Here is a 13476-nt window from a genome sequence, read left to right on the forward strand (position 1 = left end):
GCACCGGCTTCGAGTCCGCCCCCGGCTTCGGGTCCGGGACCGGCCTCGGGTCCGCCCCCGGCGCGGACCGCGGTGGCGCGCGCGGGCACGACTGGCTCGACCGGGGCGCCCTCTCCTTCCTCGCCGAGGCCTCGGACCTGCTCGCCGGGCAGCTCGACGAGGACCTCGTCGCCGCGCTGGCCGGACAGCTCCTCGTCCCGCGTCTCGCCGACTGGTGCGCCGTATGGCTGGAGGACGAGGCCACCGACCGGGCCGGTGGCTTCGGGCTCGCGCTCGGACCCAGGCTCGCCCGCGTCTGGCACGGCAGCGAGAACCTCATCGAGGGGCTGCGCGACGCCCTGGAGAAGGACCCGCCGCGGCTGCCCGACGCGGTGCGCTCCCGGGCCGTCCCGGTCCCCTGGCCCGGCGAGGTGCTGGGTGCCCGCGGAGCGAGCGGGGCGGCACTGGCGTACCGGCTGATCGCGGGCGGCCGCCCGCTGGGCACGCTCGTCATCGGCAGGGCCGGACCGCCCGACTTCCCCGACGAGGTCACCGGACTGGTCGAGGACCTCAGCCGCCGGATCGCCCTGGCCATCGGCGCGGCCCGGCAGTACGCGCGCCAGGCCACCATCAGCCGGGTCCTCCAGCGCGGGCTGCTGCCCGGCGCGGTCGCCGAGATCCCCGGGGTGCGCAGCGCCCTCGTCTACGAGCCGCTCGACAAGGGCGGGCCGAGCGGCGACTTCTACGACGTGTTCCCGGCCGGTGACGGGCGCTGGTGCTTCGCGGTCGGCGACGTCCAGGGCAAGGGGCCCGAGGCCGCCGTCGTCATCGGGCTGGCCCGGCCCTGGCTGCGGCTGCTGGCCCGCGAGGGCTACGACGTCGCGGACGTCCTGGACCGGCTCAACCAGCTCCTCCTCGACGACGCGACGGAGGCCGCGGACGCGGCGGCCCGCGCGCTCGTGGCCGCGGGCGGACCCGGGCTCGGCAGCGACCTCGGCCCGCAGACACGTTTCCTTTCCATGCTCTACGGCGAGCTCGTCCCCTTCGACGGCGGAGTGCGCTGCACGCTCGCCTCGGCCGGACACCCGCTGCCGCTGCTGCTGGGCCCCGACGGCGTGGTCCGCGAGATGGCCAGGCCGCAGACCCTGCTCGGCGTCTTCGAGGACCCCGAGTACATCTCCGAGTCCTTCGAGCTGTACCCCGGCGACACCCTCCTGTGCGTCACCGACGGGGTGACGGAGCGGCGCGACGGATCCCGTCAGTTCGACGACGACGACGGCCTCGCGCACGCCCTCGCGGGCTGCGCCGGTCTGGACGCCGAGCTGATCGCGGAACGGATCCGCGCGCTGGTCCACGCCTTCGGCCCCCGCCCGCCGGAGGACGACCTGGCCCTGCTGGTGCTGCAGGCGGAGTAACGGGGCTCACCCGGAGCGGGGCCGCCGGACCCCGCCGGTGCTGGACAATGGAACGCATGCCTTCCGCACTTCCCGACGGTGAGCCCGTCCCCGACGACGGGGCGCTGCCCGCGCACGCCCTGGCCGGGGCCGCCGAGCGGCCCCTCGGGTTCTACCTCCACGTTCCGTACTGCGCGACCCGGTGCGGCTACTGCGACTTCAACACCTACACGGCGACCGAGCTGCGGGGCAGCGGGGGCGTGCTCGCCTCCCGCGACAACTACGCGGACACCCTGACCGACGAGATCCGGCTCGCCCGCAAGGTCCTGGGCGACGACCCCCGCCCGGTCCGCACGGTCTTCGTCGGAGGCGGCACGCCCACGCTGCTGGCCGCCGACGACCTCGTACGGATGCTGGGCGCGATCCGGGACGAGTTCGGGCTCGCGGACGACGCGGAGATCACGACCGAGGCGAACCCCGAGTCCGTCGACCCGGAGTACCTCGCGACCCTGCGCGCCGGGGGCTTCAACCGGATCTCCTTCGGCATGCAGAGCGCCCGGCAGCACGTCCTGAAGGTGCTCGACCGCACGCACACCCCGGGCCGCCCCGAGGCCTGTGTCGCCGAGGCCCGCGCGGCCGGATTCGCACACGTGAACCTGGACCTGATCTACGGCACGCCGGGGGAGTCGGACGACGACTGGCGGGCCTCGCTCGAAGCGGCCCTCGGCGCGGGACCCGACCACATCTCCGCGTACGCGCTCATCGTCGAGGAGGGCACCCAGCTCGCGCGCCGCATCCGCCGCGGCGAGGTCCCCATGACGGACGACGACGTGCACGCGGACCGCTATCTGATCGCGGACGAGGTGATGTCGGCGGCGGGCTTCGACTGGTACGAGGTGTCCAACTGGGCGACCGCCGGCTCGCCGGAGAGCCGCTGTCTGCACAACGAGCTCTACTGGCGGGGCGCCGACTGGTGGGGTGCGGGCCCCGGCGCGCACAGCCACGTGGGCGGCGTTCGCTGGTGGAACGTGAAGCATCCGGGGGCGTACGCGGCGGCGCTGGCCGAGGGCCGCTCCCCGGGGGCCGGCCGTGAACTGCTCTCCGACGAGGACCGCCGGGTCGAGCGGATCCTCCTCGAACTGCGGCTGCGCGAGGGCTGCCCGCTGTCCCTGCTGCGCCCCGACGGCCTCGCCGCCTCCCGCCGCGCCCTGGCCGAGGGCCTCCTCGAATCCGGCCCCTACGAAGCCGGCCGCGCCGTCCTCACCCTCCGGGGCCGCCTCCTCGCGGACGCCGTCGTCCGGGACCTGGTGGACTGAGGACCGCCCGGGCCGGGCGCGGCACCGAAGCGGCGCCCGGTCACTCCGGGGCGGCACCGGGGCGCCCGGTCACTCCGGGGCGGTGACGAAGTCGATCAGTTCCTCCACGCGGCCCAGGAGGGCCGGTTCCAGGTCCTTGTAGCTGTGGACCCGGGACAGGATGTGCTGCCAGGCCGCGCCGGTGTTCTCCGGCCAGCCCAGGGCCCGGCAGACGCCCGTCTTCCAGTCCTGGCCGCGCGGGACCCGGGGCCAGGACGCGATGCCCACGGAGGACGGCTTCACGGCCTCCCAGACGTCGATGTACGGGTGGCCGAGGACCAGGGCGTGCTCGCTGGTGACCGCCTCCGCGATCCGGGACTCCTTCGAACCCGGGACCAGGTGGTCCACGAGGACGCCGAGCCGGGCGTCCGGGCCCGGGGCGAACGCGTCGACCACGGCGGGAAGGTCGTCGACGCCCTCCAGGTACTCCACGACGACGCCCTCGATGCGCAGGTCGTCGCCCCAGACCCGCTCGACCAGTTCGGCGTCGTGGCGCCCCTCGACGTAGATGCGCCCGGCGCGCGCAACCCGGGCGCGGGCGCCCGGGACCGCCATCGAACCGGATGCCGTACGGCCGGGGCGGGCCGGTGCCGCCGCGGCCGGGCGGACCAGGGTCACCACCCTGCCCTCCAGGAGGAAGCCGCTCGGCTCCAGCGGGAACACCCGGTGCTTGCCGAAGCGGTCCTCCAGGGTCACCGTGCCCGCCTCGCAGCGGACCACCGCGCCGCAGAAGCCGGTGCCGGGCTCCTCGACGACCAGACCCGGGTCCGCCGGGACCTCGGGAACGGACCGGGGCTTCTTCCACGGCGGGGTCAGGTCCGGAGAGTACTGGCGCATTCGGATGACGATAGGAGAAGCCCGCCGGGGCTCACGGCGACACGCCGAAACGCCCGGCCAGGGCGTCCCGCTGGGACCGGACGAACCCGGCGTTCACCACCGAACCGTGCCCGGGGACGTACAGCGCGTCCTCGCCGCCCAGGGCGAGCAGCCGGTCGAGGGCCGCCGGCCACCGTGACGGCACGGCGTCGGGGCCCGCCTGCGGTTCGCCCGACTCCTCGACCAGGTCGCCGCAGAACACCACCGCCGGGTCGCCCGGCACGACGACCACCAGGTCGTGGGCGGTGTGGCCCTCGCCCGTCCGCACCAGACGGACCCCGACCCCGCCGGCGAGCTCCAGCTCCCGGGTGTCCCGTACGAAGTGCCGCGGGCGTACCAGGGTGTCGGCCGCCTCCTCCGCCGCCCGCGCGCCGAGACCGTTGCGCACGGCGTCCGCGCACAGCTCCTCGCGGCCCCGCTCGTACACCTCCGCGGAGCCGTCCGCGGCGAAGATCTCCGCGCCCGCGAACGCCGCCGCGCCGAAGACATGATCGAAATGCGGGTGGGTGAGCGCGACATGGGTCACACGCGCGCCGGTGAGAGCCCGCGCCTCGGCGCACAGCCGGGCGCCCTCCGCCAGACTCGATCCGGCGTCGATCATCAGCGCCGCCCCGTCGCCGACGACGAGCCCGGCCGTGCAGTCCCAGCCCGGAAGCCGCCGCCGCCCAACCCCGGGCGCCACCCTTTCCCACCCGAGCTCTTCCCAAGTCAGCCTCATGCGGCGACGCTAACGGTGAGGGGGCACCGCGCACGACATCGCAGGCCCGCCCTTGCCCGGGTCGTGCCTCACCGCCGTACACTGGCCGGGGAACGTTGGCACTCGCGTGCGCTGAGTGCCAGGCGAAAGCCACGAAGGCCACGAAGACCACCGAGTCGACTTCTGGAGGTGCGCGATGCTCAGCGAACGCAGGCTCGAGGTACTGCGCGCCATCGTCCAGGACTACGTGGGCACCGAGGAGCCGGTGGGCTCCAAGGCGCTCACCGAGCGGCACCGCCTCGGCGTCTCGCCCGCGACCGTCCGCAACGACATGGCCGTCCTGGAGGACGAGGGGTACATCGCCCAGCCGCACACCAGTGCCGGGCGCATCCCCACGGACAAGGGCTACCGCCTCTTCGTCGACAAGCTCGCCGGCGTCAAGCCGATGACCGCGCCCGAGCGCCGCGCCATCCAGAACTTCCTGGACGGCGCGGTCGACCTGGACGACGTCGTCGGACGGACCGTGCGGCTGCTCGCGCAGCTCACCCGGCAGGTCGCCGTCGTGCAGTACCCCTCGCTGACCCGCTCGACCGTGCGTCACGTGGAGCTGCTCTCCATGGCCCCCGCGCGGGTGATGCTCGTGCTGATCACGGACACCGGCCGGGTCGAACAGCGCATGATCAACTGCCCGGCGCCGTTCGGCGAGACGTCGCTGGCGGACCTGCGGGCCCGGCTCAACAGCCGGGTCGCGGGACGTCCCTTCGCGGACGTCCCGCAGCTCGTCCAGGACCTCCCGGACGCCTTCGAGGCGGACGACCGGGGTACGGTCTCGACGGTGCTCTCCACCCTGCTGGAGACACTGGTCGAGGAGACCGAGGAGCGGCTGATGATCGGCGGTACCGCCAATCTCACCCGCTTCGGACATGACTTCCCTCTCACCATCCGGCCGGTGCTCGAAGCGCTGGAGGAGCAGGTCGTGCTCCTCAAGTTGCTTGGAGAGGCCGGGGATTCGAGCATGACCGTGCGAATCGGGCACGAGAACGCTTACGAGGGACTCAACTCCACGTCCGTGGTCTCCGTCGGCTACGGTTCGGGCGGCGAGGCAGTAGCCAAACTCGGCGTGGTCGGCCCGACCCGCATGGATTACCCGGGAACGATGGGAGCGGTACGAGCGGTGGCACGGTACGTCGGACAGATCCTGGCGGAGTCGTAAGTGGCCACGGACTACTACGCCGTACTCGGCGTGCGCCGCGACGCGTCCCAGGACGAGATCAAGAAGGCGTTCCGGAGGCTCGCTCGCGAGCTGCACCCGGACGTCAATCCCGATCCGAAGACGCAGGAGCGGTTCAAAGAGATCAACGCCGCGTACGAGGTGTTGTCGGACCCGCAGAAGAAGCAGGTCTACGACCTCGGCGGCGACCCGCTGTCCCAGCAGGGCGGCGGTGGCGCCGGCGGCTTCGGCCAGGGCGGCTTCGGGAACTTCTCCGACATCATGGACGCGTTCTTCGGCACGGCGTCGCAGCGCGGACCGCGCTCGCGCACCCGCCGCGGCCAGGACGCCATGATCCGTCTGGAGATCGAGCTCGACGAGGCTGCCTTCGGCACCACGAAGGACATCCAGGTCGACACGGCCGTCGTCTGCGGCACCTGCAACGGCGAGGGCGCGGCCCCCGGCACCGCGGCGCAGACCTGTGACATGTGCCGCGGCCGCGGCGAGGTGTCCCAGGTGACGCGGTCCTTCCTCGGCCAGGTCATGACCTCGCGGCCGTGTCCGCAGTGCCAGGGCTTCGGCACCGTCGTCCCGACCCCGTGCCACGAGTGCGCGGGCGACGGCCGGGTCCGCTCCCGCCGCACCCTCACGGTCAAGATCCCGGCCGGTGTGGACAACGGCACCCGCATCCAGCTCGCGGGCGAGGGCGAGGTCGGCCCCGGCGGCGGCCCCGCCGGCGACCTGTACGTCGAGATCCACGAGCTGCCGCACTCGACCTTCCAGCGGCGCGGCGACGACCTGCACTGCACGGTCACCATCCCGATGACGGCGGCGGCCCTCGGCACCAAGGTGCCGCTGGAGACCCTCGACGGCATGGAGGAGGTCGACATCCGCCCGGGCACCCAGTCCGGCCAGTCGATCCCGCTGCACGGCCGGGGCGTCACGCACCTGCGCGGCGGCGGCCGGGGCGACCTCATCGTGCACGTCGAGGTCATGACCCCGACCAAGCTCGACCCGGAGCAGGAGCGGGTGCTGCGCGAGCTGGCGCAGATGCGCGGCGAGGAGCGGCCCACCGGTCAGTTCCAGCCCGGTCAGCAGGGGCTCTTCTCCCGGCTGAAGGACGCCTTCAACGGCCGATGACCACGGCGGGGCACGGGACGGGAAACCGCCCCGTGCCCTTCGCCGTGAGGGCCGGAATCCGGGCGGACGACCGGATTCGGACTTGCCCGGGGGACGTGACAACATGCCGTCATGTCCACCGCGCTGACCGATCTCTTCCCTCACCCGATCGTGCAGGCCCCCATGGCGGGCGGCGTCTCCGTCCCGCAGCTCGCGGCCGCCGTGTCCGAGGCCGGCGGGCTGGGCTTCCTCGCCGCCGGGTACAAGACCGCCGACGGCATGTACCAGGAGATCAAGCAGCTGCGCGGGCTGACCGGCCGTCCCTTCGGCGTCAACCTGTTCCTGCCGCAGCCCGAGCACGCGGACGCGGCCTCGGTCGAGGTGTACGCCAACCAGCTGGCCGGCGAGGCCGCCTGGTACGAGACCGAGCTCGGCGATCCGGACAGCGGCCGTGACGACGGCTACGACGCCAAACTCGCCGTCCTCCTCGACAACCCGGTGGCGGCCGTCTCCTTCCACTTCGGCGTCCCCAAGCCCGAGGTGCTCCAGTCGCTGCGCCGCGCCGGCACCCTCACCCTGGTCACCGCCACCACCGCCGAGGAGGCCCTGGCCGCGGAACGGGCCGGCGCCGACGTGGTGATCGCGCAGGGCATCGAGGCCGGCGGACACCAGGGCACCCACCGGGACAACCCGGAGACGGACGGCACGGGCGTCGGACTGCTCACCCTGGTCGCGCGGGTCCGCGAGAGCGTGGGCATCCCGGTCGTCGCGGCGGGCGGCATCATGCGCGGCAGCCAGATCGCCGCCGTCCTCGCCGCCGGCGCCGACGCGGCCCAGCTCGGCACCGCCTTCCTCGCCACCCCCGAGTCCGGCGCGAGCGCCGTGCACAAACAGGCGCTGACCGACCCCCTCTACGTACGCACGGAGCTCACCCGCGCCTTCACCGGGCGTCCGGCGCGCGCGCTGGCCAACCGCTTCATGCGCGAGCACGGCCCGTACGCCCCCGCCGCCTACCCCGAGATCCACCACCTGACCCTGCCGCTGCGCAAGGCGGCCGCGAAGGCGGGAGACGCGCAGGGCATGGCACTGTGGGCGGGCCAGGGTCACCGCATGGCGCGTGACCTGCCCGCCGGGCAGCTGGTGGACGTACTGAACGCAGAAATCGCGGCCGCCGAGACAGCGTTGTCGGCCGCCGCCGAGATCCCGGAAGAGGGTGCGCCCCGATGACGGCACCGGTGTTCCTGGTCGAGCACTTCGACACCGACGGCGAAGGACGCCATGTCCTCGACGGACCCGAGGGACGGCACGCCGTCTCCGTGAAACGGCTGCACAGCGGCGAGGACGTGGTGCTCACCGACGGCGCCGGGCGCCGGGCGGACTGCGTGGTCCTCGGCACCGAGGGCAAGGACCGGCTGATCGTACGGATGGGCGCGGTCACCGAGGAACCCGCCGAGGAGCCGCGCATCACGGTCGTGCAGGCCCTGCCCAAGGGCGACCGGGGCGAGCTGGCCGTCGAGACCATGACCGAGACCGGCGTCGACGCGATCGTCCCCTGGGCCGCCTCCCGCTGCATCACGCAGTGGAAGGGCGAGCGGGGCCTGAAGGCGCTCGCCAAGTGGCGGGCCACCGCCCGCGAAGCGGGCAAGCAGTCCCGCCGGGCGCGGTTCCCCGAGGTCGCGGACGCCATGACGACCAAGCAGGTTGCCGCACTTCTCGCCAAAGCCGACCTCGCCGCCGTGCTCCACGAGGACACCGCCCTGGGCACCGAGCCCTTCGCGACCGCCGCGCTGCCCGCCTCCGGCGAGATCGTCCTCGTGGTCGGCCCCGAGGGCGGGATCTCCGCCGACGAGGTCGCGCTGTTCACCGAGGCCGGGGCGAGGACCTTCCACCTGGGGCGCACGGTGCTGCGCACCTCGACCGCCGGGACCGTGGCCACGGCCCTGCTGCTGGCCCGCACCGGCCGCTGGTCCTGACCGCCGCCCGCCGGACCCGCCCCACCGACCGCACCTCAACCGGGGAACCCATGGAACTCGCCCAGGTACGACTGCTCGTCTCCGACTTCGCCGCCTGCTACCGCTTCTACTGCGAAGTCCTCGGCCTCAAGCCCCAGTCGGGCGCCGCCGAGGGCCCGTACGAGAAGTTCAGCCCCGTCATCGGATCGGCGGGCATCGCCCTCCAGGACCGGGCCATGATGACCGAGATCCTCGGAGAGCTCGGCGACACCGTGACCGGACACCGGTCGCTGGTCGTGCTGCGGGTCGACGACCTGGACAGCTACTGCGAGCAGATCGTCGCGCGCGGCGCCACCCTGCTGCACGGCCCGGCCCCCATGACGGACCGCATGCGCGTCGCCCATCTCAAGGACCCCGAGGGCAACCTGGTCGAACTCCAGGAATGGCTGCTGATGCTCGGCTGACGGCAACTCCTTCGGGTGGTTGTGCCCCCGATGGCCGCATGCGGTCTACCGCGCTCCGCCGCGCGGTGGCACGCTGCCGTCCATGGGGGCTTTGAGGCGTTTCAGGAACCGTGGTCGGCAAGGACGGGTACTCACGGCCCTCGGGCTGGGCGCGGCCGGGGCGTTCGCGATGACCGCGTGCCAGCCCGTGGACGGGCTCAGCACCGCGACCGTGTCCTACACGACCGACCGGACGGCGACCAAGGAACTCGAACGGCAGCACGTGGACGTGAGCTGGCTCACCTGCACCGCCCGCGTGGGCGGCGCGGGCAAGGCCTCCACGGCCGGGAGGTCGCCCTCGCCGAGCGAGAACACCGTGGCCACCGTCGACTGCCGGGGCAAGACCCGTGACGGCCGGGCCATCGTCGTCAAGGGCGAGGTCACCCGTGCCGTCAACGGCGCCTGCGTACGCGGGGACCTGCGCGCCACCGTCGGCGGCCGGCAGGTCTTCCACGTGAAGGGCCTCGGCGACTGCACCACGGGACCCACCGCGCCGGTCACCTACCGCCCCACGTACGGCGGGCCCAACCCCACCGTCACCGTCACCGTGACGAAGACGATGTGGTGCAAGGGCGACCCCACCTGCTGGCCCTCGCAGGGCAAGTGACCTGCCGGGTCGTACACGGATCAAGGGATCCAAACCCCTGTCGGGCCGCGCGTGGGCTGCATAGGGTGACCGGGTGACTGAGTCCGCAGCCTCCGCGTACATCCGGTTTCCGCACCTGCACGGCGAGTTGGCCGTCTTCACGGCCGAGGACGACATCTGGGCCGCGCCGCTCGACGGCGGAGGCCGCGCCTGGCGGGTCAGCGCCGACAACACACCGGTCAGCCATCCACGCATCTCCCCGGACGGCACCACCGTCGCCTGGACGTCCACACGGGACGGAGCCCCCGAGGTCCACGCCGCCTCCCTCGACGGCGGACCCGCGAAACGGCTCACGTACTGGGGCAGCGTGAAGACCCAGGTGCGCGGCTGGACCCCCGACGGACAGGTGCTCGCCCTCAGCACCCACGGCCAGGCCAGCCTGCGCCGCACCTGGGCCCGGGCCGTCCCGCTCGACGGCGGCCCCGCGACGACCCTGCCGTACGGGCCCGTCGGCGACGTCGCCCACGGCGCGGGCGGCGTCGTCCTGCTGTCCGCCCCGATGGGACGCGAGGCCGCCTGGTGGAAGCGCTACCGGGGCGGCACGGCCGGCAAGCTGTGGATCGACCGGGACGGCGACGGCGAGTTCGTCCGGCTGCACGAGGACCTCGACGGCAACCTGGAACACCCCCTCTGGGTGGGCGAGCGGATCGCCTTCCTGTCGGACCACGAGGGCGTCGGCGCCCTGTACTCCTCCCTCGCCGACGGATCCGGCCTGCGCCGCCACACCCCGCTCGGGGGCTTCTACGCCCGCCACGCGGCCACCGACGGCACCCGCGTGGTGTACACCTCCGCCGGTGAACTCTGGCTCCTCGACGACCTCGACGGCGCCGAGCCGCGCCGCCCCGGCATCCGGCTCGGCGGCCAGCGCGTCGACCAGCAGCCCTACCCCGTGAGCGCCGCGCGCTGGTTCTCCGCCGCCGCCCCCGACCACACCGGACGCGGCAGCGCGGTCTCCGTGCGCGGCGCCGTCCACTGGGTCACCCACCGCTCGGGACCCACCCGCGCCCTCGCCGCGGAACAGGGCGTCCGCGCCCGGCTGCCCCGCACCTTCCGCGCCGAGGGCGAGGAACACGTGGTGTGGGTGACCGACGCCGAGGGCGACGACGCCCTCGAATTCGCCCCCGCCACCGGGGCCGCCCCCGGAGCCACCCCGCGACGGCTCGCCGCCGGCGCGCTCGGCCGCGTCCTCGGCCTCGCCATGGCACCCGACGGCAGCCGTGCCGCCGTCGCCTCGCACGACGGACGCGTGCTGATCGTCGAGCGCGAGAGCGGCGAGGTCCGCGAGGTCGACCGCAGCGAGGACGGCGAGGCCACCGGACTCGTCTTCTCGCCCGACTCGGCCTGGCTCGCCTGGTCCCACCCAGGACCCCGCCCGCTGCGCCACCTCAAGCTCGCCAACACCACCGACCTGTCGGTCACCGAGGCGACCCCGCTGCGCTTCCGGGACTACGCGCCCGCGTTCACCCTCGACGGCAAGCACCTCGCCTTCCTGTCGGCCCGAGCCTTCGACCCCGTCTACGACGAGCACGTCTTCGACCTGGCCTTCGTCGGCGGCTCCCGGCCGTATCTGATCACCCTGGCCGCCACGACCCCGTCCCCCTTCGGACCGCAGCGCCACGGCAGGCCCTTCGAGGCCCCCGACAAGGACGAGACGCCCGACAGCGAGGGCGCCCCCAGCACCCGTATCGACCTGGACGGACTCGCCGACCGGATCGTGCCGTTCCCCGTCGAGGCCGCCCGCTACTCCACCCTGCGCGCCGCCAAGGACGGACTGCTGTGGCTGCGCCACCCGCTGCGCGGCGTCCTCGGCTCCTCCCGCGCCACCCCGGACGACCCGGAGCCGAAGACCGAACTGGAACGCTACGACCTCGCCCAGCAGCGCATCGAGCATCTCGCCGCCGACGCCGACCACTTCACCGTCACCGGCGACGGCAAGCGGGTCCTGCTGTGGACCGACGGCAAGCTCAAGGTCGTCCCCAGCGACCGGCGCGCCTCGAACGACGACGAGAGCGACACGAACATCACCGTCGACCTCTCCCGGGTGCGCCAGAGCGTCGACCCGGCCGCCGAGTGGCGCCAGATGTACGACGAGACCGGCCGCCTCATGCGGGACAACTTCTGGCGGCCCGACCTCGGCGGAGTCGACTGGGACGGCGTCCTCGACCGCTACCGGCCGGTCCTGGACCGGCTCGCCACCCACGACGACCTCGTCGACCTGCTGTGGGAGGTGCAGGGCGAACTCGGCACCTCGCACGCCTATGTCACCCCGCGCGGCGGCTGGGGCGGCGGCGACCGGGCGCAGGGACTCCTCGGCGCGGACATCTCCCGCCACGAGGACGGCAGTTGGCGCATCGACCGGATCCTCCCCTCGGAGACCTCCGACCCCGACGCGCGGGCCCCGCTCGCCGCGCCCGGCGTCGCGGTGCGCGCCGGGGACGCGATCCTCGCGGTCGGCGGCCGGCCGGTGGACCCGGTGGCCGGGCCCGCGCCGCTGCTCGTCGGAACCGCGGGCAAACCCGTCGAGCTGACGGTCTCGCCCTCCGGCGGCGGCGATCCGCGCCACGCGGTCGTCGTACCGCTCGCCGACGAGGAGCCGTTGCGCTACCACGCGTGGGTGGCCGACCGGCGGGCCCACGTCCACGCGCGGTCCGGCGGGCGTCTCGGCTATCTGCACGTGCCGGACATGGTCGGCGCCGGCTGGGCGCAGCTCCACCGCGACCTGCGGGTCGAGGTGGCCCGGGAGGGCCTGGTCGTGGACGTCCGCGAGAACCGGGGCGGCCACACCTCGCAGCTCGTCGTGGAGAAGCTCGCCCGCCGGATCGTCGGCTGGGACCTGCCCCGCGGTCTGCGCCCCTACAGCTACCCGGAGGACGCGCCGCGCGGTCCCGTCGTCGCCGTCGCCAACGAGTTCTCCGGCTCCGACGGCGACATCGTCAACGCGGCGATCAAGGCGCTCGGCATCGGCCCCGTGGTCGGCACCCGGACCTGGGGCGGTGTCATCGGCATCGACAGCCGCTACCGCCTCGTCGACGGCACCAGCGTCACCCAGCCCAAGTACGCCTTCTGGATGGAGGGTTACGGGTGGAACGTGGAGAACCACGGCGTGGATCCCGACGTCGAGGTCGTCCAGAGGCCGCAGGACCACGTGGCCGGGCGCGACACCCAGCTCGACGAGGCGGTCAGGATCGCGCTGGCCGCGCTGGAGGAGAACCCGGCGAAGACGGCGCCCACGCTGCCACCCCTGTGAGCGTGTCACGGCGGGCGGACGGAGGTGGGCGCGAGCCGCGCACGAGCCGTCCGGCCCGCCGGGCGGCTAGCATGCGGAACGGCAGATGATCGGCTGGCGTGAGGAGGCACACGCATGGCGCAGGAGCCGGGGCGGGACACGGGCGGGGAACCGCAGGACGACTGCCTGTTCTGCAAGATCGTGGCGGGGCAGATCCCGGCGACGCTGGTGCGCGAGAGCGACACGACCGTGGCGTTCCGCGACATCAACCCGCAGGCACCCACGCACATCCTGGTCATCCCCAAGGTGCACTACCCCGACGCCGCGTCGCTCGCCGCCGCCGAGCCCGCCGTCGCGGCGGACGTCCTGCGCGAGGCCGGCGAGGTCGCGGCCGAGGAGAAGCTGGAGAGCTACCGCATCGTGTTCAACACGGGCAGCGGCGCCGGCCAGACCGTCTTCCACGCGCACGCCCACCTCCTGGGCGGCCGCGGCATGCAGTGGCCTCCGGGATAACCGGCC

12 protein-coding genes are annotated in these 13476 nt (G+C 73.7%); 10 read left to right on the forward strand and 2 right to left on the reverse strand.

Features of this window, described 5'->3' with window-relative positions:
* Window positions 1–1394, forward strand: a 1394-nt coding sequence (locus ACFWI4_RS17725) for a PP2C family protein-serine/threonine phosphatase (protein ID WP_387196841.1), incomplete at its 5' end; no start/stop codon positions are given.
* 56 nt (window positions 1395–1450) lie between these two features.
* Window positions 1451–2689, forward strand: a complete 1239-nt coding sequence (gene hemW / locus ACFWI4_RS17730; protein WP_387196844.1) for a radical SAM family heme chaperone HemW — start codon at window positions 1451–1453, stop codon at window positions 2687–2689.
* A gap of 69 nt (window positions 2690–2758) precedes the next feature.
* Here the strand turns inward: hemW and ACFWI4_RS17735 are convergent, their stop codons facing one another.
* Together ACFWI4_RS17735 and ACFWI4_RS17740 are read right to left on the reverse strand one after the other, a co-directional pair.
* Complete coding sequence (locus ACFWI4_RS17735; RefSeq protein WP_387196847.1) at window positions 2759–3565, reverse strand: DUF3097 domain-containing protein; 807 nt, start codon at window positions 3563–3565, stop codon at window positions 2759–2761.
* A 31-nt stretch (window positions 3566–3596) separates the two neighbouring features.
* On the reverse strand, window positions 3597–4322 hold the full coding sequence (locus ACFWI4_RS17740) for an MBL fold metallo-hydrolase (protein ID WP_387196850.1): 726 nt from the start codon (window positions 4320–4322) through the stop codon (window positions 3597–3599).
* Window positions 4323–4497: 175 nt separating this feature from the next.
* On the opposite strand from ACFWI4_RS17740, the gene hrcA reads away from it, so the two are divergent.
* The 8 genes from hrcA to ACFWI4_RS17780 all read left to right on the forward strand — a co-directional run bounded on the left by hrcA (window position 4498) and on the right by ACFWI4_RS17780 (window position 13470).
* On the forward strand, window positions 4498–5514 hold the full coding sequence (gene hrcA / locus ACFWI4_RS17745) for a heat-inducible transcriptional repressor HrcA (protein WP_385397175.1): 1017 nt from the start codon (window positions 4498–4500) through the stop codon (window positions 5512–5514).
* Window positions 5515–6651, forward strand: a complete 1137-nt coding sequence (gene dnaJ, locus ACFWI4_RS17750) for a molecular chaperone DnaJ (RefSeq protein WP_339129279.1) — start codon at window positions 5515–5517, stop codon at window positions 6649–6651.
* Window positions 6652–6762: 111 nt separating this feature from the next.
* Entirely contained in the window at window positions 6763–7857 is a 1095-nt protein-coding gene (locus ACFWI4_RS17755; protein ID WP_387196853.1) for a nitronate monooxygenase, read from the forward strand.
* Window positions 7854–8603, forward strand: coding sequence for a 16S rRNA (uracil(1498)-N(3))-methyltransferase (locus tag ACFWI4_RS17760; RefSeq protein WP_385397171.1), 750 nt, complete (start codon window positions 7854–7856; stop codon window positions 8601–8603). The genes ACFWI4_RS17755 and ACFWI4_RS17760 overlap by 4 nt, the downstream gene beginning before the upstream one ends.
* A gap of 50 nt (window positions 8604–8653) precedes the next feature.
* Window positions 8654–9046 carry a VOC family protein gene (locus ACFWI4_RS17765; protein ID WP_385397169.1) on the forward strand — a complete coding sequence of 131 codons (393 nt, stop codon included), beginning with the start codon at window positions 8654–8656 and terminating at the stop codon, window positions 9044–9046.
* Between the two features lie 169 nt (window positions 9047–9215).
* The gene (locus ACFWI4_RS17770; protein WP_387196858.1) at window positions 9216–9692 is read left to right on the forward strand and encodes a hypothetical protein; all 477 of its coding nucleotides are present in this window, start codon (window positions 9216–9218) and stop codon (window positions 9690–9692) included.
* A gap of 73 nt (window positions 9693–9765) precedes the next feature.
* Complete coding sequence (locus tag ACFWI4_RS17775) at window positions 9766–12978, forward strand: S41 family peptidase (protein WP_387196861.1); 3213 nt, start codon at window positions 9766–9768, stop codon at window positions 12976–12978.
* 114 nt (window positions 12979–13092) lie between these two features.
* Window positions 13093–13470 carry a histidine triad nucleotide-binding protein gene (locus tag ACFWI4_RS17780; RefSeq protein WP_387196864.1) on the forward strand — a complete coding sequence of 126 codons (378 nt, stop codon included), beginning with the start codon at window positions 13093–13095 and terminating at the stop codon, window positions 13468–13470.
* Window positions 13471–13476 lie beyond the last annotated feature (6 nt).

Origin of the sequence: Streptomyces sp. NPDC127038 (assembly GCF_042725875.1) — a bacterium.
In the GTDB taxonomy this organism is placed as follows: Bacteria; Actinomycetota; Actinomycetes; order Streptomycetales; family Streptomycetaceae; genus Streptomyces.

What these genes read in the sequence shown, in the direction of transcription:
- hemW (WP_387196844.1), top strand. Translation starts at nt 1,451, where the DNA reads ATGCCTTCCGCACTTCCCGACGGTGAGCCCGTCCCCGACGACGGGGCG.
- ACFWI4_RS17735 (WP_387196847.1), bottom strand. Translation starts at nt 3,565, where the DNA reads ATGCGCCAGTACTCTCCGGACCTGACCCCGCCGTGGAAGAAGCCCCGG.
- ACFWI4_RS17740 (WP_387196850.1), bottom strand. Translation starts at nt 4,322, where the DNA reads ATGAGGCTGACTTGGGAAGAGCTCGGGTGGGAAAGGGTGGCGCCCGGG.
- hrcA (WP_385397175.1), top strand. Translation starts at nt 4,498, where the DNA reads ATGCTCAGCGAACGCAGGCTCGAGGTACTGCGCGCCATCGTCCAGGAC.
- ACFWI4_RS17755 (WP_387196853.1), top strand. Translation starts at nt 6,763, where the DNA reads ATGTCCACCGCGCTGACCGATCTCTTCCCTCACCCGATCGTGCAGGCC.
- ACFWI4_RS17760 (WP_385397171.1), top strand. Translation starts at nt 7,854, where the DNA reads ATGACGGCACCGGTGTTCCTGGTCGAGCACTTCGACACCGACGGCGAA.
- ACFWI4_RS17765 (WP_385397169.1), top strand. Translation starts at nt 8,654, where the DNA reads ATGGAACTCGCCCAGGTACGACTGCTCGTCTCCGACTTCGCCGCCTGC.
- ACFWI4_RS17770 (WP_387196858.1), top strand. Translation starts at nt 9,216, where the DNA reads ATGACCGCGTGCCAGCCCGTGGACGGGCTCAGCACCGCGACCGTGTCC.
- ACFWI4_RS17780 (WP_387196864.1), top strand. Translation starts at nt 13,093, where the DNA reads ATGGCGCAGGAGCCGGGGCGGGACACGGGCGGGGAACCGCAGGACGAC.